The sequence below is a fragment of the Mesorhizobium sp. M0848 genome (genome assembly GCF_040319805.1).
Taxonomy (GTDB): domain Bacteria; phylum Pseudomonadota; class Alphaproteobacteria; order Rhizobiales; family Rhizobiaceae; genus Mesorhizobium.
In genome coordinates, this window is sequence record NZ_JAMYOM010000015.1 from 152,748 (window position 1) to 173,278 (window position 20,531).

A 20,531-nucleotide genomic window follows, 5' to 3' on the forward strand; every position below is an offset into this window, starting at 1 on the left:
TATAGGGACGGCTTCTCGCGCTCACTCCGGTGCTTGCTTTCAAATTCGAATTTCGAAGGTAGGTGAACCGTTCTACGCGACACGAGTAACAGCGACCTCGCCGAGCAAAAACACCTCACCCGTCAACAACCGCAGCTCGATCTCGCCGGCCGCGGTGCGGCTCCATTCGGCTCTGCCGTGATCGACCATCTCGCCAATGGCCGCCATCACCAGTAACTTCGAGCCTTCGGCGCGCCGGCCGCCGGCAGCTTGGGTCCGGCTGGTCGCATCGGTGGTGGGAGACCTTGCCATCGCGCGCATTGCCGGTCCTCGTCAGGCCCGCATTGACCGGTTGGCATTGTCGGACGCCGCCTCACGCTCCAGCAGTGCGCGTTTGCGCTCAGCGCCCCAGGCGTAGCCGGACAGGGCGCCATCCCTGCGGATCACGCGGTGGCAGGGAATGGCGACGGCAAGGCTGTTGGCGGCGCAGGCGGCGGCGATGGCGCGGGTTGCCTTCGGCGCGCCGATGCGCTGCGCGATCTCGGCATAGGAAACCGTGCGGCCGACGGGGATGTCTTGTAAAGCCTGCCAGACACGCTGCTGGAAGGCGGTGCCGCGCACGTCGAGCGGCAAATCGAGACCGAGCGCCGGAGCCTCGACGAAGCCGACGACGCGGACGACCAGTGCTTCGTAGTCGCTGTCGCCGCCGATCAGCCGTGCCCTGGGGAAACGGTCCTGCAGGTTGCGCACCAGCGCGTCAGGATCGTCGCCGAGCAGGATCGAGGCGACGCCCTTTTGACTGGACGCGACCAGGATGGCGCCGAGCGAAGTCTCGCCGACGGCGAAGCGGATCTCTTCATCAGCGCCGCCGGCGCGATAGCGCGTTGGCGTCATGCCGAGCATGCCGGTGGATTTCTCGTAAAAACGTCCGCTTGAATTGAAACCGGCATCGTAGATCGCCGTCGTCACGCTGGCGCCGTCTTCCAGGCCCTGGCGGACCCGGGCGGCGCGGTGCGCGGCGGCATAGTCCTTCGGTGTCAGCCCGGTGGCCGCCTTGAAGATACGATGGAAATAACCGGCGCTACGGCCGGCGGCATCAGCCAGCTCAGCGAGCGACGGTTCTTCCTCGCTCTGCTCGATCCTGCGGCAGGCATCGGCGACCATCGCGGCATTACCGGCCTCGAGCGATGGGCCATCCGGGTTGCAGCGCCGGCACGGGCGAAAGCCGGTTGTCCTGGCCTGATCGAGCGTGCCGTGCAGTTGCACATTTTTCGGATTGGCGCGCCGCGACGGGCAGGAAGGCCGGCAATAGACGCCGGTCGTCGCCACCGAATACCAGAATGCGCCGTCGGCCGACTTGTCGCGCGCAACGATACGCGCCCAGCGCGGATCGTCGGCGATTTGCGGCGGCGCGGATTTGAGATTCTTGGCCAGGGTGACGAACATGGCCGCATTGAAGCCGCCAAAAGCCGGCCTCGCCACCCGTTTCCTGCCAAGAGCCCCACTCTCCTAAGCCGCGCGTTTGGGCTCCACCGCGAACGGGCTGAGCCCGAGCCAGGTCTGCATCTTCCTGCCAATGGCCTGGTCGCCGGTCAGGGCAACCTTGGCGCCGGCCTTCTCGACGGTCAGCAGTCCCATCCAGATCGCCGTCATGGTGTGCAGATCGGTCGAGACGTAAAGGTCGACGTCGAAGCCCGGATCGTACCAGCACAGATCGACCTCGCCGTGCTTCTCGACGATCAGCCACCACGACCGTTTGGACGCCGGTAGGTCCTGATACAGAAATTGTATCACCGTGCGGCCCTCGGGCAGCGGCGAGGGATTCAAATTGCGCCGCATGTCCCACATCAGCAACGACGGATCGAGGTTTTTCAGCGACAGCCGGGACTCGACCCATTTCTGTCCCCAGAAGCCCATCGCCTCGACGACGGGACGCAAATCCCGGCCGGCTTCCGTCAGCCGATATTCGAAGATGCCTCTCTCGCCCGGCACTTCCTTGCGCTCGATGATCCCCGCCAGTTCGAGCTCCTTCAGCCGTTGCGACAGAAGGGTCGGCGACATTTTCGGCACGCCGCGGCGCAGGTCGTTGAAGCGGGTCGAGCCCGCCACCAGCTCGCGCAACAGCACCATCGTCCAGCGGGTGCAGAGCACCTCGGCTGCCATCGATAGCGGGCAGAATTGCTTGTATCCGTGCTGGGTCATGATTGGCGCCTCTCCCTCGAAACCAGGGCCGAATATTAGGCCTTCATGAATGAGCCGGCCAGTACGGAAACTGTACTACCCCAGTACAGATCGCGGACTGGTTGGCGAGGGCCCTGTCATGCGAGCCCTTTGGCCGGTGCACGGGACACCCCTTGCGCCGCAACCAGGAGACTATCCATGACCGCATACGTTATCGCAGACATCAAGATAAACGACCCGCAATGGGTGCCGACCTACGCAGCATCGGTGCATGACCTCGTCCACAAGCATGGCGGCAGATATCTGTCGCGCAGCGGCAATGTGAAAACGCTCGAAGGCAAGCCGCTCGACACCACGCTGATCGCCCTGATGGCGTTCCCCTCGGAAGCGGCGGCCCGCGCCTTCACCAACGATCCGGCCTATGCGCCCTTCGTTTCGGCCCGTCAGGGCGGCAGCGACAGCCGTTTCCAGATGATCGACAACACCGATCTGGCCGGAACGATCCCGTACCTGCCGAAGGGATGACCATTCCTGGCATCGTTTTCGGGATCTCCAAGCAACAACAGTCACAGCGCTTGCCTGCCGGGCCTCCGTATTTTCGGCGGCCGGCCAGCTGTGCTTTTTCAAGAAGAATGGAATGAAGATGATATCGAACTTTCTCAACAGGCCAAATTTTCGCTGCAGACTTGTCATGGCCGGGGCCATGCTGGCCGTCTGCACCAGCTTCGCACAGGCGCATCAGGAAGCGGCCGCGCTTGCGTCCGTCCCCAATCCGCTGGCTGACAAGGTGCGGGCTGCCAACAGCCGGTTTCTCGACGTCAAGGCCGCTACATCAGAGGGCTATGCGCCCATTCCCTGCGCCAGCGGCATCACCGGCGGCGCCATGGGCATCCACTATGTCAACGGCGGATATCTGAAGGACGACAAGATCGATATCGCCCGGCCTGAGGCCGTGATGTACGAGCCGATGGCCGACGGCACGCTGCAACTGGTGGCGGTCGAATACATCACCTCGAAGGGGCCGGCGTCGCTGGACGGACAGCTGTTCAATTTCAACAGCGCGCCCAACCGCTATGGCCTGGGCGAATTCTACGAACTGCATGTCTGGGCCTGGAAGGGCAACCCGACCGGCATTTTCGCCGACATGAACCCGAAAGTGTCATGCGAACACACGATGGCGCCGAGCCAGTAAGCAATGAAGCCAGGCGGCGTCAATGCCGCCTGGTCGCCCTCCGTGACAGTTGGCAGCTCCGGCCCAGCGGCCGCTTTCGGCGAGGAAAAGCCGGGGAGGTGCGTGCCGCTGGCGCTCCTCGCGGCGTCAGGCAGGTACGGTCTTTATGCCGCTTGATCCGGGATCGCCAATCCCACCTCGGCGGTATCCCGGCTCGCTTGCGGCAAGACGAAGCGTCCCGTCACGTACCAGAGCAGGGACACCACGAGAATCGAGAGATAGCCATCCACGGCATAGTGCCAGCCGGTGTAAACCGAACCGAACAGGATGAAGGCCGCGAAGGACCAGCCGGCGATTGCCCACCGGCGGCCGAATTGGGCCAGGAAGAATGCGTTGAGCGTGGCGATCGCAACATGCATGCTGGGCATGGCCGAGATGCCGCCGCCGAGTTCCGGGCGGCCACTCTGGTAGGCTGTAAACAGATAATCGGCGTACAGATGGACCGACGCGCCGTAGCCCCTCTGCGCCAGGGCGGCCTGCAGCGCGACAAACCGGTCGCCGCCGTAGATTTGGTCGTGGAATATCGGGCCGGCGGACGACAGCAGGGTCGCAAGAACGGTGCCGCACAGCATCGTGGTCAGCGCGAATGCCCATAGGTAGCGCAAACGCCCGACCGGATTGTTCCAGAAGGCGACGAAGAGCACGGCGCCGAACCATTGCAGAAGCCAGCCATATCCATAGCCGGCGAAAATGGCGACCGACACCGGTTCGGAAACGATGCTGTGCGCCCATGTCCAGGGATCCGCGCCATGCAGCCGAAGATCGAGGTCCGCCAGGGCGCGGTCGGCGTAGAACGGCACCATGTCCGGGATGGCGGCCTTCAAGGTGGTGAATGCGGTGACGCCGAGAAAGAACAAGAAGATGACGGGTGCGGCTGCAAGCCAGCGGTGCCTGAGTACGCCGAGGATGAACCTCGTCGGCGTATGCCGGGCAAATGCCAGCCCCGCCACACCAAGGCCCGCCGCCAGAAGCGCGGGCAGGAAAAAGGCGAACGGCTTGGCATAGGATTGCGCCAGATGCAGGTAGCGGTCCGGCTGCAGGCAAACAGCGGTCATGGCATAGATCAGACACAAGGCAACCAGCAGCCAGCCGCTCCTGGTTGTCGCGATGTCGAGGTCAAGGATGGCAGCTGGGCGGCGATTGTTGCCGCGCTGACCTGTGTGCTCACTCATCGAAGGACGTCCCGCCAGTTGTCCAAAAAAATAATTGGATTATTTCGCAGGCGATATATTACCATCAGGTTACACTTGTGGGCAAATAGATCTCTAAATATTAGAGCGATGGAATGCTTGTTGGCAAAGAGTCTGTTTACGAAAGCGTTGCGCCGTCCTCTTTGTCTCTGCAACGCGATCATCGGCGCCGCCGATGATCCCGGGATCATCGGATTGGCCGATGACCTGGAGCCATGACTAGGAAGATCCGGCCGATGCGAAACTCCGGTTCTTGCCGGCCAATCGAAGAGCAGAGGCGGCAGGCGGGGAGCCAACAAAGCAGCCCGCCATCGCCGCGGTAACTGTTTCTTCTCTGGTTTTGCCGCAGATTGCCCCGCGGTGGAGCAGGCGAAGCAGACGATGGCGCGTCAGGGCAAGAAAAGTCGCAATGGAACGTTCTGGGCCAAGGCCCTGGAGCGCGCCCATCTTGGCGTCTGGGACTGGGATCTTGTGACCGGCGACTGCTTCTATTCCGCGACCTGGGCGCGGATGCTGGGCTACGATGAGAGCGAACTTGCCGACACCAGCGACCTGTGGCTGCAACTGACCCATCCTGACGACCGCGAGCGGGCGCTGGCCAGCGGCGACCGCCACATTGCCGGCCTGACCGACACCATCGAGACCGAATTGCGGCTGAAGCACAAGCAGGGACACTGGGTGTGGGTGCTCGATCGCGGCGGCGTCGTCGAGCGCGACGCGATGGGAAAGCCGCTCAGGCTGATGGGTGTGCAGACCGACATCTCCAAGCAGAAAGCCGCAGAAGCCGAACTCGAGCAGGTCAATGTGCGCTTCCGCCTGGCGCTCGCCGCCAGCGGTACCGGCATCTGGCACCACGACCTCGCCACCGGCAAAAGCTATTGGGACGAACGCACCAGGGAGATTTTCGGACTTGTCTCCGACACCGCCGAAGTCGAGCGCGACCACTGGTTCGGCTATCTGCATCCGGACGACAAGGAGGCCGCGTCGCGCGCACATCTGGTGCCGCTCGAAACGGACAAGGTCACCGCGGTGCAATACCGCATCGTCCGACGCGACGGAGAGGTCCGGCACATAGAATCCCTGCTGCGTTTCATCGCCGACCCGCAAATCCCGGACCGCCGGCTGGCGGGGCAGATCCTGGGCACGGTGCGCGACATCACCGAAGACAAGCAGCGTGAGCAGGAACTTGCCTATGCGGCCCGCCACGATGCGCTCACCGGTCTCTGGAACCGTGCCGCGTTCGACCGGCTGCTGGCCGATCATATCGCGGCCGCGCAGCGGCTGCCGCTCTCCGTGTTCTATGTCGATCTCGACTACTTCAAGGCGCTCAATGATTTTGCCGGCCATGCGGCCGGCGACCTGGCACTGAAAAGCGTTGCCCAAGGCATTCTGGGCTGCCTTCCCTCGACGGCGCATGCCGCGCGCCTGGGCGGTGACGAGTTCGCGCTGCTGATGCCCAATTGCGATACGGCGCAGGCCGGGCGGCTGGCCGACGCGGTACTTGCAGCCGTTCGCGATGCCGAACTAGGATCGACGGCCAAGTCGCGCAAGCTGGCGGCCTCGATCGGCATCGCTTTCGTCGATGACGCCAACACGACGGTGGCCGACGCGCTGGCCTGCGCCGACGACGCCTGCTACGCGGCCAAGGCCGCCGGGCGAAACCGATTTGCCGTCTTCTCCACCGATACGGCATCGGGTTCGGGTGGCCTAAACGCGGCGCGCGTCGTCGCCGATACGGTCGATGCCATGGAAGACGGGAGGCTGAAGCTGTTTGGCCAGGAAATCCATCGGCTGGGCCGTCCCTGGCTGGAAAGCCGCCATGTCGAAGTGTTGGCCAGGCTCGCCGCCCGCAACGGCCGGCTGGTGCCACCCGGCGAGTTCATTCCGGTGGCCGAGCGGTTCGGCATCGCGTCGCGGCTCGACCGCTGGATCATCCGCACCGCGCTGTCGCGGCATGGTGCCGCCTTGCGTTCGGGGGCGTTGACGCTTGGCTTCAATCTGTCGGCGCAGACGCTGAGCGACCCGCAGCTTTGGGACTTCGTGGACAACGTCATAGAAGAAACCGGGGCGCCGCATTCGGGCATCGGCTTCGAGATCACCGAAACCGCCGCCGTCACCAATTTCGACGCCGCCGAACAGTTTGTGCGCAAGGCGCGCGAGCGGCGCTGCCGGGTCAGCCTCGATGATTTCGGCGCTGGTATGAGCTCGTTCGAATATCTCCGGCGGTTCCCCGTCGACGCGATCAAGATCGACGGTTCCTTCATCGAGCACATCACGCAAAGCCGTTTCGACCGCGAGATCGTGCTGGCCATCACCAGCATCGCCCGCAGCCTCGGCTGTGACGTGGTCGGCGAGAAGATCGAACGGCAGGACACGCTGGCCATGTTGAGCGACATGGGCGTCGCCTTCGGCCAGGGATTTTTGCTGCACCGGCCGGAGCCGCTGGAGCGGATTGTCGTGCGTGCGACCAAGGGAGCGGCGGCCCGCAAGGCATCGTGATCCGGGTGCGGCGAGTTTCAGGCCAGGCCGGACTGACCTGAAACTCGCCACAGTCTATCCGGTTCGCCGCGCCGTTGATTGCGGAAACTCCAGCACTCCAGCCTCGGGTCGCCTGTGCTGCGCCTCCGTCACCGCTTCGATCAACAGATCGAGCGCTTCACAGGCCGTGCGACTCGTCTCGTCGTTGCCTTGCAGATAATGATAGGCGCGTTCGAGGTGGATGCGGGCGGCTGAAAAATCGCTGGTCAATGGTCCCTCCATGATCCCGCCCTAGAAGACCTTGCCGGAGACGAGGGAACGCCGGGTAAATATCCACAAGCGGCTTTTATTCAAATGCCGCAGAAACAGGGCGCGGCAGATGCGCTGTCAGGAGTGACGCCACCCAACTCTTTGCGGTGCCTTGCCGCGCGACTAGACTGTCGGCTCCCTTGTCCGAGGTGAGACCGATGATCGTCCAGGCCTGCATCAACGGCGCGCGTCCGCGCGATTTCCATCCCGCGCTACCGCTGACTGCCGAGGCGATGGCCGGCGATGCCGCCGCCTGCGTCGCCGCGGGTGCCTCCGAACTGCACATCCACCCGCGCGGCCTTGACGGGCGCGAAAGCCTCGCGGCCGTCGATGCCACCGTGCTGGCGGTGCGTCAGGCCTGTCCGGGCACGCTTATAGGCGTGTCGACGGGCGCCTGGATCGAGAACGATGTCGAGCGGACCTGTGCGGCGATCTCCGGCTGGCGGGAACTGCCCGACTATGCATCGGTCAATCTGTCGGAGGTGGATGCGCCTCGCGTGATGGAGCTGTTGCGCCAGCGTGGCGTCGGCATCGAGGCCGGGCTTGCCACCGTCGCCGACGCTGAGCGCTTCGTGGCGCTTCCCGACCACGACCGGGTGCTGCGCATCTTGATCGAGATCGACATCCCGGATCTGTCCGTGGCACTCGACGAGGCACACGGCATCGCCACGGTGCTCGATCGCGCAGGGGTGCGGCGGTCGATCCTGCTGCATGGCGTCGACACAACTGTCTGGCCCCTCGTCGAGCTTGCGTATCGCAAGCGCTGGTCGACACGGGTCGGCCTGGAAGACGGCAAGACGCTCGCCGATGGAACTGTGGCGAAGGATAACGCGGCGATCATCGCTGCCGCCGTGGCGATCTTTCGCGGCTAGTTTTCCAGAATGATCTGGATCGCCTTATCCACCACCGGATGCAAGCCGCTGGCCTGGAAGGACAGGCGGTTGCCGGAGCCGACATTGCTGGTCATGGCGATGGTCAGCTCTGAGATCGGGTCATGCAGCATGACGGCGACGTAGCCGGGGATACTGCCCTGGTGGCCGTAAAAGGCGCGGTTGGCGTAGTCGCTCTGGAACATGCCGGCGCCGGTCTCGCGCATGCGGGTGCCCGGAAAACTCGCTGGCACGCGGTGTTCGAACATCTCGGCGAAGAACGGCGGCGACAGCACTCTGCCGGAAAAGAGACCGCGCATGAAGCTCACCATGTCGGACGGCGTCGACACCATGTCGCCGCAGCCATAAGCGGCGCCGAACGGGAAGGAATCGGAAGAATCCTGCAATTCGTCGGAGTAGCGCAGCACGCCGTCCACGCGCCACATCTCGCCGCCGGAGGCGATGTCGGTGGGCGCATTCGCCGGCGGCGGGGGGCGGTGGTAGTAGCCACGCACCATCGACTTTTCCGGAAAGGCTTCGGTGGCCGGCGACCAGGTATTCTCCAAGCCGAGCGGCTGCAGCACCGCGCTTCTGACATAGCCGCCCAGCGACTGGCCTGTCACCGCCTCGATCACCATGCCGGCCAGCACATAGCCGGTGTTGTTGTAGACGGCGGGTCCGCCCGGCGCCTTCTGCTTGTCGGAAGCGAAGGCGATGTCGACCAGTTGCCGCGGCGTCCATTGCCGGCTCGGATCCATCGGAATGTAATATTCGAACTCCGGCAGGCCGCTGCGGTGGTTGATCAACTGGCGCACCGAAATGTCTTTTGCTTCCGGCAGGTAAGGAAACCAGCCGGAGATCGGCGCTCCGAGATCGAGCTTGCCGTCCTGGGCGAGCTTGGCCAGGGCCGCGGCAACGAAGGTCTTGGTGCAGCTGCCGATCTTGAACAGGCGTTCAGGCGAGACGGCAATGCCATGCTCCCGGTCGGCGAGGCCGGCGGTCAGGGTGGTTGGTGCGGCGCCAGTGGAGTATGCGAGTGATGCGCCTACCGCGCCATCGGTGAGATAGGTCTTGAGGAGGGCGTTCAGGTCTTCACGCATGGATTCTGCTTTCGCCGCTAAATTGCTGGTTTCATAGATGATGTCGGTGCGTCCTCGGGCCGAGCCCGAGGGCAGGGTCGCCAAGCTTCACTCCGCTATATCGACATCGGCAAAGTTCTGCCGGCCGAAGGGGTCGAGCACGTAGTTGAGCACGCTCTTGCGGATCGGGATCGCCACCACCGAATGGGCGATCGGCGCCACCGGCACCTCAACCTTCAGGATCGCTTGCGCCCTGGCATAGATCTCGGCGCGCTGTTTCGGATCGGCGGCGACGCGGCCGTCCTGCAGCAGCTTCTCGAAGGCCGGATCGCACCAGCGCGAGCGGTTGGAGCCGCCCTTCACGCCGTCGCAGGACAGCAGGTAGCTCAGCATGTTGTCGGGGTCGCCATTGTCGCTGCTGCCGCCGAGCAGGTAGGCGTCCTGTTCGCCCGCCGCGGTGCGCTTGAGATATTCGCCCCATTCAAAGCTGACGATCTCGGCCTTGACGCCGACTTTCGCCCAGTCGGCCTGGATCATCTCGGCCATGCGCTTGGCGTTGGGATTGTACGGCCGCGATACCGGCATCGCCCACAGGCTGATTTTCAGGTCGCTCTCGTGGCCGGCTTCCTTCAGCAGCGCCTTCGCGCCATCCGGGTCATAGTCGATGCCGGCATCGGTGACGGCGCCGATCTGCGCCGGCGGCACGACGCTGCCGGCGACCGTGCCGGCGCCGGCATAGACGGCGTCGACGATCGCCTTGCGGTCGACGGCCTTGGCCAGCGCCATGCGCACGCGGACATCGCCGAGCGGCTGATGTTCGACATTGAAGCCGAGAATGCCAATGTTCTGGCCCTTGAGGTCGAGCACGGTGATGTCGGGATCGGTGCGCAAATCGGCGACGGCGCTTGGCGGGGGCGGGGCGGCGACCTGGCACTCATTGGCCTTGAGACGCTCGACGCGCGTGGTCGGTTCGGGCGTAACGGCGAAGACCAGAGTGTCGATCTTCGGCGCGCCGCGCCAATAATCCTTGTTGGCGGCGTAGCGGATCTGGCTGTCGGGGACATAGGCCTGCAGCACGAACGGGCCGGTGCCCACGGGCTCGCTATCGATCAGTTCCGGCGTGCCGGCGGCGACCATCTTTTCGGTCTGCTCCAGGGACAGGATGGAGAGATAGTCGAGCGCAATGCCGGGCAGGAAGGTGACATTGGCAGCCGTCAGCGTGAAGCGCACGGTGTGGTCGTCGACCTTGTCGATCTTGTCGATCAGCGTGCCCATGCCCAGTGCGTTGAAATACTCGTAAGCGCCGCCGCCGAGCTTGTGGTAGGGATTGCTGGCGTCGCGCTGGCGGTTGAAGGTGTACAGCACGTCGTCGGCATTGAACTCGCGCGACGGTGTAAAGTGGTCGTTCGACTGGAATTTCACGCCGTGGCGTAGGTGGAAGGTGTAGATCTTGCCTTCGGCTGAGACCTCCCAGCTTTCGGCCAGCGCCGGCCCGACTTCGGTCGTGCCAGGCTTGAACTCGACCAGCCGGTTGAAGATCGTCTTGGCGGCGGCATCCATGGTGGAGTCCGCCGTGCCGATCGCCGGGTTGAAGGTCTCGGGATTGGCTTCCGAGCAATAGACCAAGGTTTTGGCGTAGGCCTGTCCGCCAAGAAGGACGGACGAGGCCAGCAAGGACGAGGTAAGGACTGCGCGCAGAACGGATTTCATCGCAAACGCTCCTGATGACACTTTACGGGTTGGGGGAAGGGCAGGCCGGTGAAGTTCATGGCGTCGCCGCCGGGGTGATGAAACGGTTGGGCGCAAGCGCGGCGGACGTGATACCGCGTGCCGTGAGATCGTCCGGCAGCGGCTGGCCGCGCAGCAGCACTGAGCCCAGCCGCGCCAGCGTCAGCGACACCTGGAAACCGTAGCCGCCCTGGCCGCCAAGCCAGAAGAAGCCGGGCAGGCGAGGGTCGAAACCGATGACCGGCGTGCGGTCAGGCGAAAAGGTGCGCAGGCCCGCCCAGGGCGTCGACGGACGGCCGATGCGCAGCGACGTCGCCTGTTCGATGCGGTCGACGGCGATGGCGACGTCGATGTCTTCCGGATAGGTGTCGCAGGGTTCGGAATCGGTCTCGTCGGCCAGCGAGCCGATCAGCCTGCCGGCATCGGGCTTGAAGTAGAATTGTTCATGCAAATCGACCACCAGCGGCCAGGCGCTGATGTCCATGCCGGCGGGCGGATCGAACAGGAAGGCGGTGCGGCGCTTCGGCCGGAAGCCGAGACCGGAGAGACCGGCCAGCCCGGCGACGACATCGACCCAGGCGCCAGCGGCGTCGACGACGATGTCGGCCTGGTAGGCGCCGGCACTGGTGGTGACGCTGAAGCCGTTTGCGACGCGGGAAATCTCCAGCACTTCCTCGCCGGTGCGGATCACGCCGCCGCCGGCCTTGAGCGCGGAGGCTGAAGCCGCAAGCATCTTTCCCGTGTCGACATCGAGCGCGCCGGGTTCATGCACGCCGCCGCAGGTGGTTGCCGTGGCGATGACCGGCACCAGCGCGGTGACTTCTGCTGCTGACAGGCGGCGCACGCTCGGCACCAGCGCCTGCATCTCGGCCGCCATGCGGTCGACGGCTGCACTGTCTTCGACACCGCCGACGTGCAGCGCGCCGCGCCGGTGGGCGGCGAAGCCGCCATCGATGATCGCCTGTCGGCTGGCCAGCGACAGCGCCCGCACCAGTGCATTGCCATAGGTTTCTGAAAACAGCGCGGCCGAGCGGCCGCTGGCGTGATAGCCGAGATGCGGCTCGCGCTCGAGCACTGTGACCTCGGCCCAGGGCTGCACGGCAGCCGCCAGCGAAAGGCCGGCAATGCCGCCGCCGATGACGACGATTTTTTGGATAGACTTGGATTGCATGCCCTAGGGGTAGAAATAATTTCGTATCCAGTCAATATTTAGCGTATAAGAAAATTGTTGGTGTTGTTGATGGCGGCAGAGAGTTGGACTACCTAGGGTGGACTGGCGGCTCGATGGGCCGCGCAACGGAGCTGACGATGTCGGAGCAACCGAACCTCGGTGATTGTCTGCGCGGCTTGAGGAAAACGCATGGCTGGACCTTGCAGGAGGTCAGCACGCTGACCGGCGTCGCGGTGTCGACGCTGTCCAAAGTCGAGAACGACCAGATGTCGCTGAGCTACGACAAGCTGCTGCAGATCTGCGAGGGGCTGAACATCCATGTCACCGAGCTGCTCAGCGGCGACCGCAAGCAGCCGGCCGCGCGCACCCGTCGTTCGGTGACTTCGCAGTCCAACACGCTGCGCCAGCTGACCCGCAACTACGACTACCGCTATCTGGCCACCGATCTGGTGCGCAAGCGCATGGTGCCGATCCACGCCTATGCACGCGCCCGCACGCCGCAGGAATTCGGCCCGCTGACCAGGCATGCCGGCGAGGAATTTTTGATCGTGCTTAAGGGCGAGATCGAACTGCACACCGACCAGTACGCGCCGGTGCGGCTGAAACAGGGCGACAGCGTCTACATCGATTCCACCATGGGTCATGCCTACCTCTCGGTCGGCGAGGGCGACGCCGAGATGCTGTGCGTCTGCTCCGGCGACGAGCCTGATATGGAAGGCACGCTGCTGAGCGTGCTGGAGACGGTGGAGGGGTAGGGACTAACATTCTCGATGGCTGCGCCGCCCCTCATCTGGCTGCCGCCATCTTCTCCCCGCAAGGGCAGGGCTATCGCACATGGAATTCCTGAGATGTCTGCCCGGCACGGACCCCCACCCCTAACCCCTCCCCACAAGGGGGAGGGAGACTTCCGTTGGCGCTGACCCAGGAGAATCGCCTGTCTTTCGGCGCCAAGAAGAATGGAAGGCACGCGGCAGCGTTCCCTCCCCGTTGTGGGAGGGTTAGGGTGGGGGTTCTTCCTCGCAAGAATCCATATGCGATAGCCCTGCTGTAAACGGGGAGAAGGACGATCCTATTGACGGGCGGCGCTGGCTTCGACAATTGAGCCCCCACTACATCGCAACCACACGCCCCATTCCCCGCCGAACCGCCTCGCGATAGGCGAGATCGGCCGCCACCATGTCCTCCATAGCAACGCCCATGGCCTTGTAGACGGTGACCTGATCGGCGCTAACCCGTCCCGGCCGCCGCCCGAGCAGCATGTCGCCGAGCTCGGTTCCGGTTTGCGGATCGAGGTCAGCGAGTTCGCAGGAGCCGACCGGCGTCGGGGCAAAGGCCTCCCTGGTCTCGACGAACAGGCTGGCCCTGCCGATAAGCTCGACCGGCAGTTCGCCGCCGGGCGGGGCGACGCCGACCGATGAGATGTGAGTGCCGGGCCGCACCCAGTCGGCCGAGATCACCGGCGCATAGGAATGCGTTGCCAGGCAGACGACGTCGGACGAACGCACCGCGGCCTCGATATCGGCGACGGCGACGACGCCGGGATGCTGCGCGGCAAGCGCCTGCGCATCGGCGAATTCCTTCGAGACGACGCGGATCTCGGTGAAGTCGCGCACCAGCGGCAGAAGATTGAGATGCTGGCCGGCCTGCACACCGGCGCCGACCACCGTCGCGACCTTGGCGTCGCGGCGGGCGAGTTCACGCACCGAGAGCACGGCGGAGCCGGAGGTGCGCACGGCGGTGATGTAGGTGCCGTCCATGACGCAGACCGGCATGCCGGTCTGCGGATCGAACAGATGGATGGTGGCGAGGTGGCTGGGGATGCCTCTGGCGACGTTGCCCTCGAAGACGTTGACGATCTTCACCGTCAGATGCATGCCTGCCATCCATGCCGACATCGCCAGCGAATAGCCGACCTGCGGAATGTCGAGCTGCGGCCGTGCCGGATTGACCACCTTGCCGCCGGACAAGGCCTTGAAGCCGCCGGCGAGCACGTCGAGAAGCTGGCGCAGGTCGATGCAGGTTTTCACCTCGGCCTCGCTCAGGATGAGTACGGGCGTGTCACCCTTGGCCTGGGCGCTGCGGGAGGTCGATATCGCTGATGTCATGGAATCCGCTTTCGTTATGGGTTGCACGACAACGGTATTGCGATCTATCAGCGTGATGAAATATGCTGTTTTCGTTATTTTGGCGTGACTATCACGCGTGCCCGGCTCACAAAGCGTGAATCCTGAAATGGACGATCTCGACCGTATCGACCGCTCGCTGCTGCGTTTGTTGCAGGAGGACGGCCGCCGCACGACGCTCGATCTGGCGCGGCGGGTCGGCCTGTCGCCGACCGGGGCGACGCAGCGCGTCAAGCGGCTGTTCGCCGAAGGCTTCATCCGCGCCGTGCGCGCGGTGCTCGATCCTGCTCGGATCGGGCAGGCGCAGCTCGTCTTCATCGAGGTGCGGCTCGACCACACGGCGCCGCATGTCTTCGACCGCTTCGCCGAGGCGGTTCTGCGGGCGCCCGAGATCATCGAATGCCACATGGTGGTCGGCGGCTTCGACTATCTGGTCAAGGCGCGCATCGCCGACATGGCGATGTTCCAGGATTTTTTGCAGCGGGTCATCCTGCCGCTGCCCGGGGTGCGGGAGACACACACCTACGCTTCGATCGCCAATGTGAAGCCCGACGCCCTGCTGCCGATCTAGACCGGCGGCCGTTCCCCCGCATCCAGCAGCCATTGCCGCACCGCTTGCGTCGGCTCCGGGCGCCGCTGCTTTCTCGGCATCACGACATAAAAATCCTGCGTGCCGCGCATTTCACCGCTGACGGGCTGAACCAACCGGTGGGCGGCGAGGTCGGCGGCGACGAGAAAGCGGCTGGCCAGCGCTATGCCCTGGCCGGCGATGGCTGCATCGATGGCGAGGCTGGTCTGGTTGAAGCGCATGCGTTTCAGTTCGGTCGTCATCTTCAGGCCGACCGCCTTTTCCATGAATTCCGGCCACAGATTGTGCGCATCGTGCAGCAGGACGTGGTGCTGGATTTCGGTGGCCGCGATCTGGACCGTGCCGGCCGGCAGCAAGGCAGGGCTGCAGACGGCGATGATCTGCTGGGGAAACAACAGGTCGACGATCAGCCCAGCGCCGAAGGGCGGGCGGCCTTGCCTGACCGCGATGTCGACGCCATCGGCCTGGAAGCTCGACAGGCTCTCGCTGGCCAGAACGCGCAGGTCGACAAGCGGGTTGTGCGCGACGAAGTCGTGCAGCCTCGGGATCAGCCATTTGGTGGCGAAGCTTGGCGTCACGCTGACCGTCAGCCGCGCCGGTTCGGGACGCAACAGCAGCGTCGCCTCGGAGATCAGGTCGAAGGCGCGGCGGATGTTGGGCACATAGGCGCGGCCCTCATCGGTCAGCGCCAGGCCGCGCGGCAGCCGCTCGAACAGCTTTGTGCCGAGATCGGCTTCCAACCCGCGAATGTGCTGGGCGACCGCCCCTTGAGTGACGTTCAGCTCCTCGGCCGCGATGCGGAAGTTGAGATGACGCGCCGAGGCTTCGAAGGCGCGCAGCGCATTCAATGGCGGCAGGCTGAGGAAGGCTTCGGGCATGCAGGAGTTTTTCTACAGGTTGATTTCAAGCATTCTGGTTCGAACCGGTGTGGAAAACCAGCTATATCGACGTTCAACTCCCGAAAACACCGTTTGCGGTGCCCGCCAACCCTGAGAGGAAAATCCGATGAGTGTAGAAAAAGTAGCTGTGGTGGTGGCCGGCGGCAGCGGCATGGGTGCGGCGGCGGCCAAGCGGCTGGCGGCGGACGGCTTCAAGGTCGCCATCCTTTCGTCTTCCGGAAAAGGCGAGGCGCTGGCTGGGGAATTGGGCGGGCTCGGCGTCACCGGCTCCAACCAATCCAATGAAGATTTACAGCGCCTCGTCGACCTGACGCTGGAGCGCTTTGGCCGCATCGACGTGCTGGTCAACAGCGGCGGCCACGGGCCGCGCGCGCCGATCCTCGAAATCACCGACGAGCAATGGCACACCGGCATGGATGTCTATCTGCTGAACGTCATCCGTCCGGTGCGCATCGTGGCGCCGCAGATGGTCAAGCAGAAGGGCGGCGCCATCATCAACATCTCGACCGCCTGGGTGGTCGAGCCGAGCCCGATCTTCCCGACGTCCGCCGTGTTCCGCGCCGGGCTTGCCGCCTACACCAAGATCTTCGCCAACACTTATGCAGCCGACAATGTGCGCATGAACAATGTGCTGCCCGGCTGGATCGACAGCCTGCCGGCCACCGAGGAGCGCCGCGACAGCGTGCCGATGCAGCGCTACGGCACCTCGGAAGAGATCGCCGCGACCATCGCCTTCCTGGCTTCGGAAGGCGCCGGCTATATCACCGGCCAGAACATCCGGGTCGACGGCGGCATTATCCGCGCTATTTGAGGGCGTCGACCGGGAGGGGGATTCCGGCATCTCACCCCAAGGAGCAAAGAATGCGGCTTTTGATACTCGGCACCGGCTGGATGGCGCAGGAACATGCAAGGCGGTTCAGCGCCATCGAGGGCGTCGACATTGTCGGCGCGGTCGATGTCGATCCGGCACGGGTCGGCGAGTTCGCCGACAGCTTTGACATTCCCAACCGCTTTACCGCGCTGGATGAGGCGCTGGCATGGGGCGAGTTCGACGCGGTGGCCAATGTCACGCCAGACCGCATCCATCACCCGACCACCATGGCGCTGATCGCCGCCGGCAAGCCGGTGCTGTGCGAGAAGCCGCTGGCCGAAGACTTCGCCAAGGCGACCGAGATGGCCGATGCCGCCGAGGCTGCCGGCATCGTCAACATGGTGAACCTGACCTATCGCAATGTCGCCGCGCTGCAGAAGGCTCGCCAGATGGTGCTGGCGGGCGAAATCGGCATGGTCAGGCATGTCGAGGCGTCCTATCTGCAAAGTTGGCTGGTGTCGAAATTCTGGGGCGACTGGCGCACCGATCCGAAATGGCTGTGGCGCCTGTCGCGCGGCCACGGCTCGAATGGCGTGCTTGGCGATGTCGGCATCCACATCCTCGATTTCGCCAGCTATGGCGCCGCGGTCGACATCGACCATGTCTTCTGCCGGCTGCGCGCCTTCGACAAGGCGCCCGGCAACCGCATCGGCGACTACGGGCTCGACGCCAATGACAGCTTCGCCATGACGCTGGATTTTTCCAACGGCGCCTTCGGCGTGGTGCATGCCAGCCGCTGGGCAACAGGCCATCTCAACGAGCTGCGTCTGCGCATCTATGGCGAGAAGGGGGGCATCGAAGTGGTGCACAATCTCGATGGTTCGACGCTCAAGGCCTGCATCGGCGAAAACGTCGAGAACGCTATATGGGAAGAGCTCGACGCCGGCACGGTGCCGACCAACTACCAGCGTTTCACTGACGCAGTGCGATCCGGCGTGCAAGCCGAACCGTCCTTCCGCCATGCCGCCGAATTGCAGCAGGTGCTGGATCTGGCAGTGGTATCGGACGAGAAGCGCGCGGAGCTGCGGGCGAGTGCGGAAACGCGGTGAGCTGGGGCGAAGCGGCGGAGAGCGCGGGCGCCAGCGGTCGAGATAGCACTGCCGCCAACTTCGGATTGGAGGCTGCGCCAGTCAGGGGCCGGTCACGAGCGAAAAAACCAGTTTCTGCAAATTGCCGCCATCGCCGAATTCGACGCGGTCGAAATCTCGGCTTGCCTGCACACGCGCCTTCGAAATCGCGTCGAGCCGCTTGACCACCTCGGCCCTTGTCTTGCTGCATTTGGGATCGTCGGCGACGGTCAGGCCGTCCGTAGCGGCTTGGATATCGTGGACCATCTGGACCATGCTGGCGCCATGCACCTTCTCATGGGCGGCGACGCCGGCGATGAAGGTTTCCCAGTTCTTCTGGACGGCGGGCGGCAGGGAGCCGGAGGGTTTTGGCAAGGTGTAGGTGACGATCAGCTTCGGCCGCCCGGCCGTCAGCACGCAGTCCTTGCCCCTGGGCCGGTAGTCCCTTAACCCCCAGGTCAGCTTGAAATTGGTGTAGGCGATGGCACGGGCAATGCCGAGCTTTGGCCCTTTCTCGCCGATCGAGCGGTAGAGTTCGGCGCCGGACCGGCCCGAGATCGCGTAGGGCTCGATCTTCTCGACCGGCTTCCACTCGGCATGAGCGATGAGCGGCAAGGCCAGCAGGGCAACAAAGGACAGACACAGGCGAACGCAGGCTTTCAATCCAACTCTCCGCGAAACAGGACTGGTTGCCGCAAGGGGCAATGCCATCGGATCGCTTTTCCTATATGCTGCCGACGGGCGCTGCAAATGCCCTGGAGGCAGTCAATTGGGGGAGTCATGAGAGTTGCACATCTCATCGTCGCTGGTGCCTTGGCGATCCTGCAGGCCGCGCAGCCGGCGTTTGCCGCGTCGTGCGGTGGCTGGAGCGCCAAGATGGAGGAAGACGAGGGCGGCAGCGTGCTGACGGCTTCGGTCTGCGGCGGGCCGAAAGGCGATGCGCATCTGATGCTCACCTGTTTCGACACGCCGGTGCTGAGCTACGATCTCGGTGCCACCGGCCAGCAGCTGGAACCTGGCATCAGCGGTTCGTTCGCGTTCAAGGCCGACGGCAAGACGGTGACCAGGACGCTGCAGCTGGAGGCCATGTACAATTACTTCGTGGTCAACCTGGCGAAAGCCGATCCGCTGCTCGACCTGTTGCGCGGGAAGGGCGATGTCAGCGTCAGTGCGGCCAAATATGGGGAGATCAGCTTTCCACTGAAGGGGTCGAGCGCGGCCATCGGCAAGGTGCTGGCGCAGTGCGGCAAGGCCGGGCCAGCGGATGGGGATTGAGGGGTTCTACAGTTCGATGCCGGCGCAGGAATGAGGCGGTTCTCGTTGGCTCACCGGGCTTGCTGCCGAACCACCCCACCCAGTCGCGCCGTCGCGGCAATCAATTCCTCATCCAAGAATCCCGAAAAACCCAGCACCAGACCTTGCCGGGGCGCCCCGCCGATGAACATCGAGGACAAGGCCCTGGCGCCGACACCCGCCGCCTTCGCCGCCTCGACGATCGCGGTGTCAGGCCCGGCGCGCTTCAGCGTCGCCATCAAATGCAACCCCTGTTCGGGCACGGTTACTTCGAGGGCATCGCCGCAATGCGCCTCGAGGCCGGCGACCAGCACGTCGCGCGCGGCTTGCACCCGGCGGCGCACGCGCCTGAGATGGGCGGCGAAATGGCCTTCGTTCAACAGGTCGGTCAGCGCGCCTTCGGCCAGCGTCGAGGGGAAGCGGTCGGAGCGCGCCCTGACCGCCATCACGGCATCGAGCAGCGCTTCGGGCACCACGACATAGCCGATGCGCAGGCCGGGGAAGAGGATTTTCGAGAAGGTGCCGAGATAGGCGACACGGCCTGAACCGTCCATGCCCTGCAGCGAGGTCAGCGGTGGGCCGGCATAGCGGAACTCGCTGTCGTAGTCGTCCTCGATGATCCAGGCATCGTTGCGCCGCGCCCAGTCGAGCAAAGCGAGACGGCGGCGCATCGTCATCGTCACGCCGAGCGGATATTGATGCGAGGGCGTGACATAGGCCGCGCGCGCCTTGGAGCACAGGCTTTCGCCGATCTCGGGATCGAGCCCTTCCGCGTCGACCGGTACCCCAAAAACCCTGGCGCCGCTGCCGGCCAGCACGGCCTGCGCCATCGGGTAACAGGGGTTTTCGATCCAGACGGCATCGCCGGGGCTGAGCGCGGCACGCACCAGAAGATCCAGCCCCTGCTGCGTGCCCGAAGTCAGCACGATCTGGCCGGCGTCGCAGCGCACGCCGCGTGCGGTCCTGAGATAAGTTGCAATTGCCGTGCGCAGCGGCAGGCCGCCGCGCGGGTCGCCATAGCGGAAATGCTCCGGCCCGGGGCGGGCGAGGTGGCGCGACAACAGGATGCGAAACATATCGAGCGTGCGCGGATCCGACACCGCCACGCCAAGGCCGCAAGGCAGCGAGGTCGCCGCGTCGATCTCCGGCGGACGCGGCTTGACCAGTGCTGTCGGCAGATGCGGCACGTCAGGCGCGACGAAGGTGCCGGCGCCGACCTTGGCAACCGCAAACCCCTCCGAGATCAGGATTTCGAAACAGGCAACCGCCGCCGAACGCGACAGGCCGAAGCGCTGTGCGAGATCCCGGGTGGTCGGCAGTTTGGCCCCGGCGGCCAGCGCGCCGGTCTCGATCAGCCGCCGCAGCGCCGCATATAGTTCGCGGCTGCGCGGGCCGTCGCCCGGCAGGACCGGGATCAGCGCCGACCAATCCGGAAAATTGGTCTGGTTTTTCTTCATCAGATTGGTTCTTTTAT

At 64.6% G+C, this 20,531-nt stretch carries 21 protein-coding genes; 9 read left to right on the forward strand and 12 right to left on the reverse strand.

Annotated features, from left to right (window positions below; genetic code table 11):
- Positions 1–72: 72 nt before the first annotated feature.
- The 3 genes from NKH95_RS18815 to NKH95_RS18825 form a co-directional block, all read right to left on the reverse strand.
- Positions 73–300, reverse strand: a complete 228-nt coding sequence (locus NKH95_RS18815; RefSeq protein WP_352892453.1) for a hypothetical protein — start codon at positions 298–300, stop codon at positions 73–75.
- 12 nt (positions 301–312) lie between these two features.
- Entirely contained in the window at positions 313–1,425 is a 1,113-nt protein-coding gene (ada, locus tag NKH95_RS18820; RefSeq protein ID WP_352892476.1) for a bifunctional DNA-binding transcriptional regulator/O6-methylguanine-DNA methyltransferase Ada, read from the reverse strand.
- Between the two features lie 63 nt (positions 1,426–1,488).
- Positions 1,489–2,181, reverse strand: a complete 693-nt coding sequence (locus NKH95_RS18825; RefSeq protein ID WP_352554541.1) for a winged helix-turn-helix transcriptional regulator — start codon at positions 2,179–2,181, stop codon at positions 1,489–1,491.
- A 177-nt stretch (positions 2,182–2,358) separates the two neighbouring features.
- On the opposite strand from NKH95_RS18825, the gene NKH95_RS18830 reads away from it, so the two are divergent.
- Both NKH95_RS18830 and NKH95_RS18835 read left to right on the forward strand, forming a co-directional pair.
- Positions 2,359–2,685: a DUF1330 domain-containing protein gene (locus tag NKH95_RS18830; RefSeq protein WP_352892455.1), complete on the forward strand. Its 327-nt coding sequence runs from the start codon at positions 2,359–2,361 to the stop codon at positions 2,683–2,685.
- A 166-nt stretch (positions 2,686–2,851) separates the two neighbouring features.
- Complete coding sequence (locus NKH95_RS18835; RefSeq protein ID WP_023813863.1) at positions 2,852–3,352, forward strand: hypothetical protein; 501 nt, start codon at positions 2,852–2,854, stop codon at positions 3,350–3,352.
- A 143-nt stretch (positions 3,353–3,495) separates the two neighbouring features.
- Here the strand turns inward: NKH95_RS18835 and NKH95_RS18840 are convergent, their stop codons facing one another.
- The gene (locus NKH95_RS18840; RefSeq protein ID WP_023813862.1) at positions 3,496–4,563 is read right to left on the reverse strand and encodes a phosphatase PAP2 family protein; all 1,068 of its coding nucleotides are present in this window, start codon (positions 4,561–4,563) and stop codon (positions 3,496–3,498) included.
- A gap of 399 nt (positions 4,564–4,962) precedes the next feature.
- Between NKH95_RS18840 and NKH95_RS18845 the strand changes: the two genes are divergently transcribed.
- Positions 4,963–7,080: an EAL domain-containing protein gene (locus tag NKH95_RS18845; RefSeq protein ID WP_023813861.1), complete on the forward strand. Its 2,118-nt coding sequence runs from the start codon at positions 4,963–4,965 to the stop codon at positions 7,078–7,080.
- Between the two features lie 54 nt (positions 7,081–7,134).
- On the opposite strand, the gene NKH95_RS18850 is transcribed toward NKH95_RS18845, so the two are convergent.
- On the reverse strand, positions 7,135–7,329 hold the full coding sequence (locus NKH95_RS18850; protein WP_023813860.1) for a hypothetical protein: 195 nt from the start codon (positions 7,327–7,329) through the stop codon (positions 7,135–7,137).
- Positions 7,330–7,526: 197 nt separating this feature from the next.
- Between NKH95_RS18850 and NKH95_RS18855 the strand changes: the two genes are divergently transcribed.
- On the forward strand, positions 7,527–8,240 hold the full coding sequence (locus NKH95_RS18855; protein ID WP_352892456.1) for a 3-keto-5-aminohexanoate cleavage protein: 714 nt from the start codon (positions 7,527–7,529) through the stop codon (positions 8,238–8,240).
- Here NKH95_RS18855 and NKH95_RS18860 read toward each other — a convergent pair.
- From NKH95_RS18860 to NKH95_RS18870, 3 genes are read right to left on the reverse strand one after another with little or no spacing between them, the layout of a single operon-like run.
- Positions 8,237–9,421, reverse strand: coding sequence for a serine hydrolase domain-containing protein (locus NKH95_RS18860; protein WP_352441260.1), 1,185 nt, complete (start codon positions 9,419–9,421; stop codon positions 8,237–8,239). The genes NKH95_RS18855 and NKH95_RS18860 overlap by 4 nt on opposite strands.
- A gap of 3 nt (positions 9,422–9,424) precedes the next feature.
- The gene (locus NKH95_RS18865) at positions 9,425–11,026 is read right to left on the reverse strand and encodes an ABC transporter substrate-binding protein (RefSeq protein ID WP_352774082.1); all 1,602 of its coding nucleotides are present in this window, start codon (positions 11,024–11,026) and stop codon (positions 9,425–9,427) included.
- 55 nt (positions 11,027–11,081) lie between these two features.
- Positions 11,082–12,215 (reverse strand): NAD(P)/FAD-dependent oxidoreductase, encoded by a 1,134-nt coding sequence (locus tag NKH95_RS18870; protein WP_128306019.1) that lies wholly within the window; start codon positions 12,213–12,215, stop codon positions 11,082–11,084.
- Positions 12,216–12,352: 137 nt separating this feature from the next.
- On the opposite strand from NKH95_RS18870, the gene NKH95_RS18875 reads away from it, so the two are divergent.
- Positions 12,353–12,970 carry a helix-turn-helix domain-containing protein gene (locus NKH95_RS18875; RefSeq protein ID WP_128306018.1) on the forward strand — a complete coding sequence of 206 codons (618 nt, stop codon included), beginning with the start codon at positions 12,353–12,355 and terminating at the stop codon, positions 12,968–12,970.
- 354 nt (positions 12,971–13,324) lie between these two features.
- Here the strand turns inward: NKH95_RS18875 and NKH95_RS18880 are convergent, their stop codons facing one another.
- Positions 13,325–14,320: an ornithine cyclodeaminase family protein gene (locus NKH95_RS18880; RefSeq protein ID WP_023813854.1), complete on the reverse strand. Its 996-nt coding sequence runs from the start codon at positions 14,318–14,320 to the stop codon at positions 13,325–13,327.
- 127 nt (positions 14,321–14,447) lie between these two features.
- Here NKH95_RS18880 and NKH95_RS18885 point away from each other — a divergent pair, with 127 nt between their 5' ends.
- The gene (locus NKH95_RS18885; protein WP_023813853.1) at positions 14,448–14,909 is read left to right on the forward strand and encodes an Lrp/AsnC ligand binding domain-containing protein; all 462 of its coding nucleotides are present in this window, start codon (positions 14,448–14,450) and stop codon (positions 14,907–14,909) included.
- On the opposite strand, the gene NKH95_RS18890 is transcribed toward NKH95_RS18885, so the two are convergent.
- Positions 14,906–15,805 (reverse strand): LysR substrate-binding domain-containing protein, encoded by a 900-nt coding sequence (locus tag NKH95_RS18890; protein WP_352892459.1) that lies wholly within the window; start codon positions 15,803–15,805, stop codon positions 14,906–14,908. The genes NKH95_RS18885 and NKH95_RS18890 overlap by 4 nt on opposite strands.
- A 127-nt stretch (positions 15,806–15,932) precedes the next feature.
- On the opposite strand from NKH95_RS18890, the gene NKH95_RS18895 reads away from it, so the two are divergent.
- Both NKH95_RS18895 and NKH95_RS18900 read left to right on the forward strand, forming a co-directional pair.
- Complete coding sequence (locus tag NKH95_RS18895; RefSeq protein WP_352892460.1) at positions 15,933–16,637, forward strand: SDR family oxidoreductase; 705 nt, start codon at positions 15,933–15,935, stop codon at positions 16,635–16,637.
- A gap of 50 nt (positions 16,638–16,687) precedes the next feature.
- On the forward strand, positions 16,688–17,746 hold the full coding sequence (locus tag NKH95_RS18900; protein WP_352793250.1) for a Gfo/Idh/MocA family protein: 1,059 nt from the start codon (positions 16,688–16,690) through the stop codon (positions 17,744–17,746).
- A gap of 81 nt (positions 17,747–17,827) precedes the next feature.
- Here the strand turns inward: NKH95_RS18900 and NKH95_RS18905 are convergent, their stop codons facing one another.
- Positions 17,828–18,427: a DUF922 domain-containing Zn-dependent protease gene (locus NKH95_RS18905; RefSeq protein ID WP_128304589.1), complete on the reverse strand. Its 600-nt coding sequence runs from the start codon at positions 18,425–18,427 to the stop codon at positions 17,828–17,830.
- A gap of 117 nt (positions 18,428–18,544) precedes the next feature.
- Between NKH95_RS18905 and NKH95_RS18910 the strand changes: the two genes are divergently transcribed.
- A complete protein-coding gene (locus NKH95_RS18910) occupies positions 18,545–19,039 on the forward strand; it encodes a hypothetical protein (protein ID WP_352554530.1) in 495 nt (164 codons plus the stop codon).
- Positions 19,040–19,089: 50 nt separating this feature from the next.
- On the opposite strand, the gene pdxR is transcribed toward NKH95_RS18910, so the two are convergent.
- A complete protein-coding gene (pdxR, locus tag NKH95_RS18915) occupies positions 19,090–20,514 on the reverse strand; it encodes a MocR-like pyridoxine biosynthesis transcription factor PdxR (RefSeq protein WP_352793249.1) in 1,425 nt (474 codons plus the stop codon).
- Positions 20,515–20,531: the final 17 nt, after the last annotated feature.

What these genes read in the sequence shown, in the direction of transcription:
- NKH95_RS18815 (WP_352892453.1), bottom strand. Translation starts at nt 300, where the DNA reads ATGCGCGCGATGGCAAGGTCTCCCACCACCGATGCGACCAGCCGGACC.
- ada (WP_352892476.1), bottom strand. Translation starts at nt 1,425, where the DNA reads ATGTTCGTCACCCTGGCCAAGAATCTCAAATCCGCGCCGCCGCAAATC.
- NKH95_RS18825 (WP_352554541.1), bottom strand. Translation starts at nt 2,181, where the DNA reads ATGACCCAGCACGGATACAAGCAATTCTGCCCGCTATCGATGGCAGCC.
- NKH95_RS18830 (WP_352892455.1), top strand. Translation starts at nt 2,359, where the DNA reads ATGACCGCATACGTTATCGCAGACATCAAGATAAACGACCCGCAATGG.
- NKH95_RS18835 (WP_023813863.1), top strand. Translation starts at nt 2,852, where the DNA reads ATGGCCGGGGCCATGCTGGCCGTCTGCACCAGCTTCGCACAGGCGCAT.
- NKH95_RS18840 (WP_023813862.1), bottom strand. Translation starts at nt 4,563, where the DNA reads ATGAGTGAGCACACAGGTCAGCGCGGCAACAATCGCCGCCCAGCTGCC.
- NKH95_RS18845 (WP_023813861.1), top strand. Translation starts at nt 4,963, where the DNA reads ATGGCGCGTCAGGGCAAGAAAAGTCGCAATGGAACGTTCTGGGCCAAG.
- NKH95_RS18855 (WP_352892456.1), top strand. Translation starts at nt 7,527, where the DNA reads ATGATCGTCCAGGCCTGCATCAACGGCGCGCGTCCGCGCGATTTCCAT.
- NKH95_RS18865 (WP_352774082.1), bottom strand. Translation starts at nt 11,026, where the DNA reads ATGAAATCCGTTCTGCGCGCAGTCCTTACCTCGTCCTTGCTGGCCTCG.
- NKH95_RS18870 (WP_128306019.1), bottom strand. Translation starts at nt 12,215, where the DNA reads ATGCAATCCAAGTCTATCCAAAAAATCGTCGTCATCGGCGGCGGCATT.
- NKH95_RS18875 (WP_128306018.1), top strand. Translation starts at nt 12,353, where the DNA reads ATGTCGGAGCAACCGAACCTCGGTGATTGTCTGCGCGGCTTGAGGAAA.
- NKH95_RS18880 (WP_023813854.1), bottom strand. Translation starts at nt 14,320, where the DNA reads ATGACATCAGCGATATCGACCTCCCGCAGCGCCCAGGCCAAGGGTGAC.
- NKH95_RS18885 (WP_023813853.1), top strand. Translation starts at nt 14,448, where the DNA reads ATGGACGATCTCGACCGTATCGACCGCTCGCTGCTGCGTTTGTTGCAG.
- NKH95_RS18890 (WP_352892459.1), bottom strand. Translation starts at nt 15,805, where the DNA reads ATGCCCGAAGCCTTCCTCAGCCTGCCGCCATTGAATGCGCTGCGCGCC.
- NKH95_RS18895 (WP_352892460.1), top strand. Translation starts at nt 15,933, where the DNA reads ATGAGTGTAGAAAAAGTAGCTGTGGTGGTGGCCGGCGGCAGCGGCATG.
- NKH95_RS18900 (WP_352793250.1), top strand. Translation starts at nt 16,688, where the DNA reads ATGCGGCTTTTGATACTCGGCACCGGCTGGATGGCGCAGGAACATGCA.
- NKH95_RS18910 (WP_352554530.1), top strand. Translation starts at nt 18,545, where the DNA reads ATGAGAGTTGCACATCTCATCGTCGCTGGTGCCTTGGCGATCCTGCAG.
- pdxR (WP_352793249.1), bottom strand. Translation starts at nt 20,514, where the DNA reads ATGAAGAAAAACCAGACCAATTTTCCGGATTGGTCGGCGCTGATCCCG.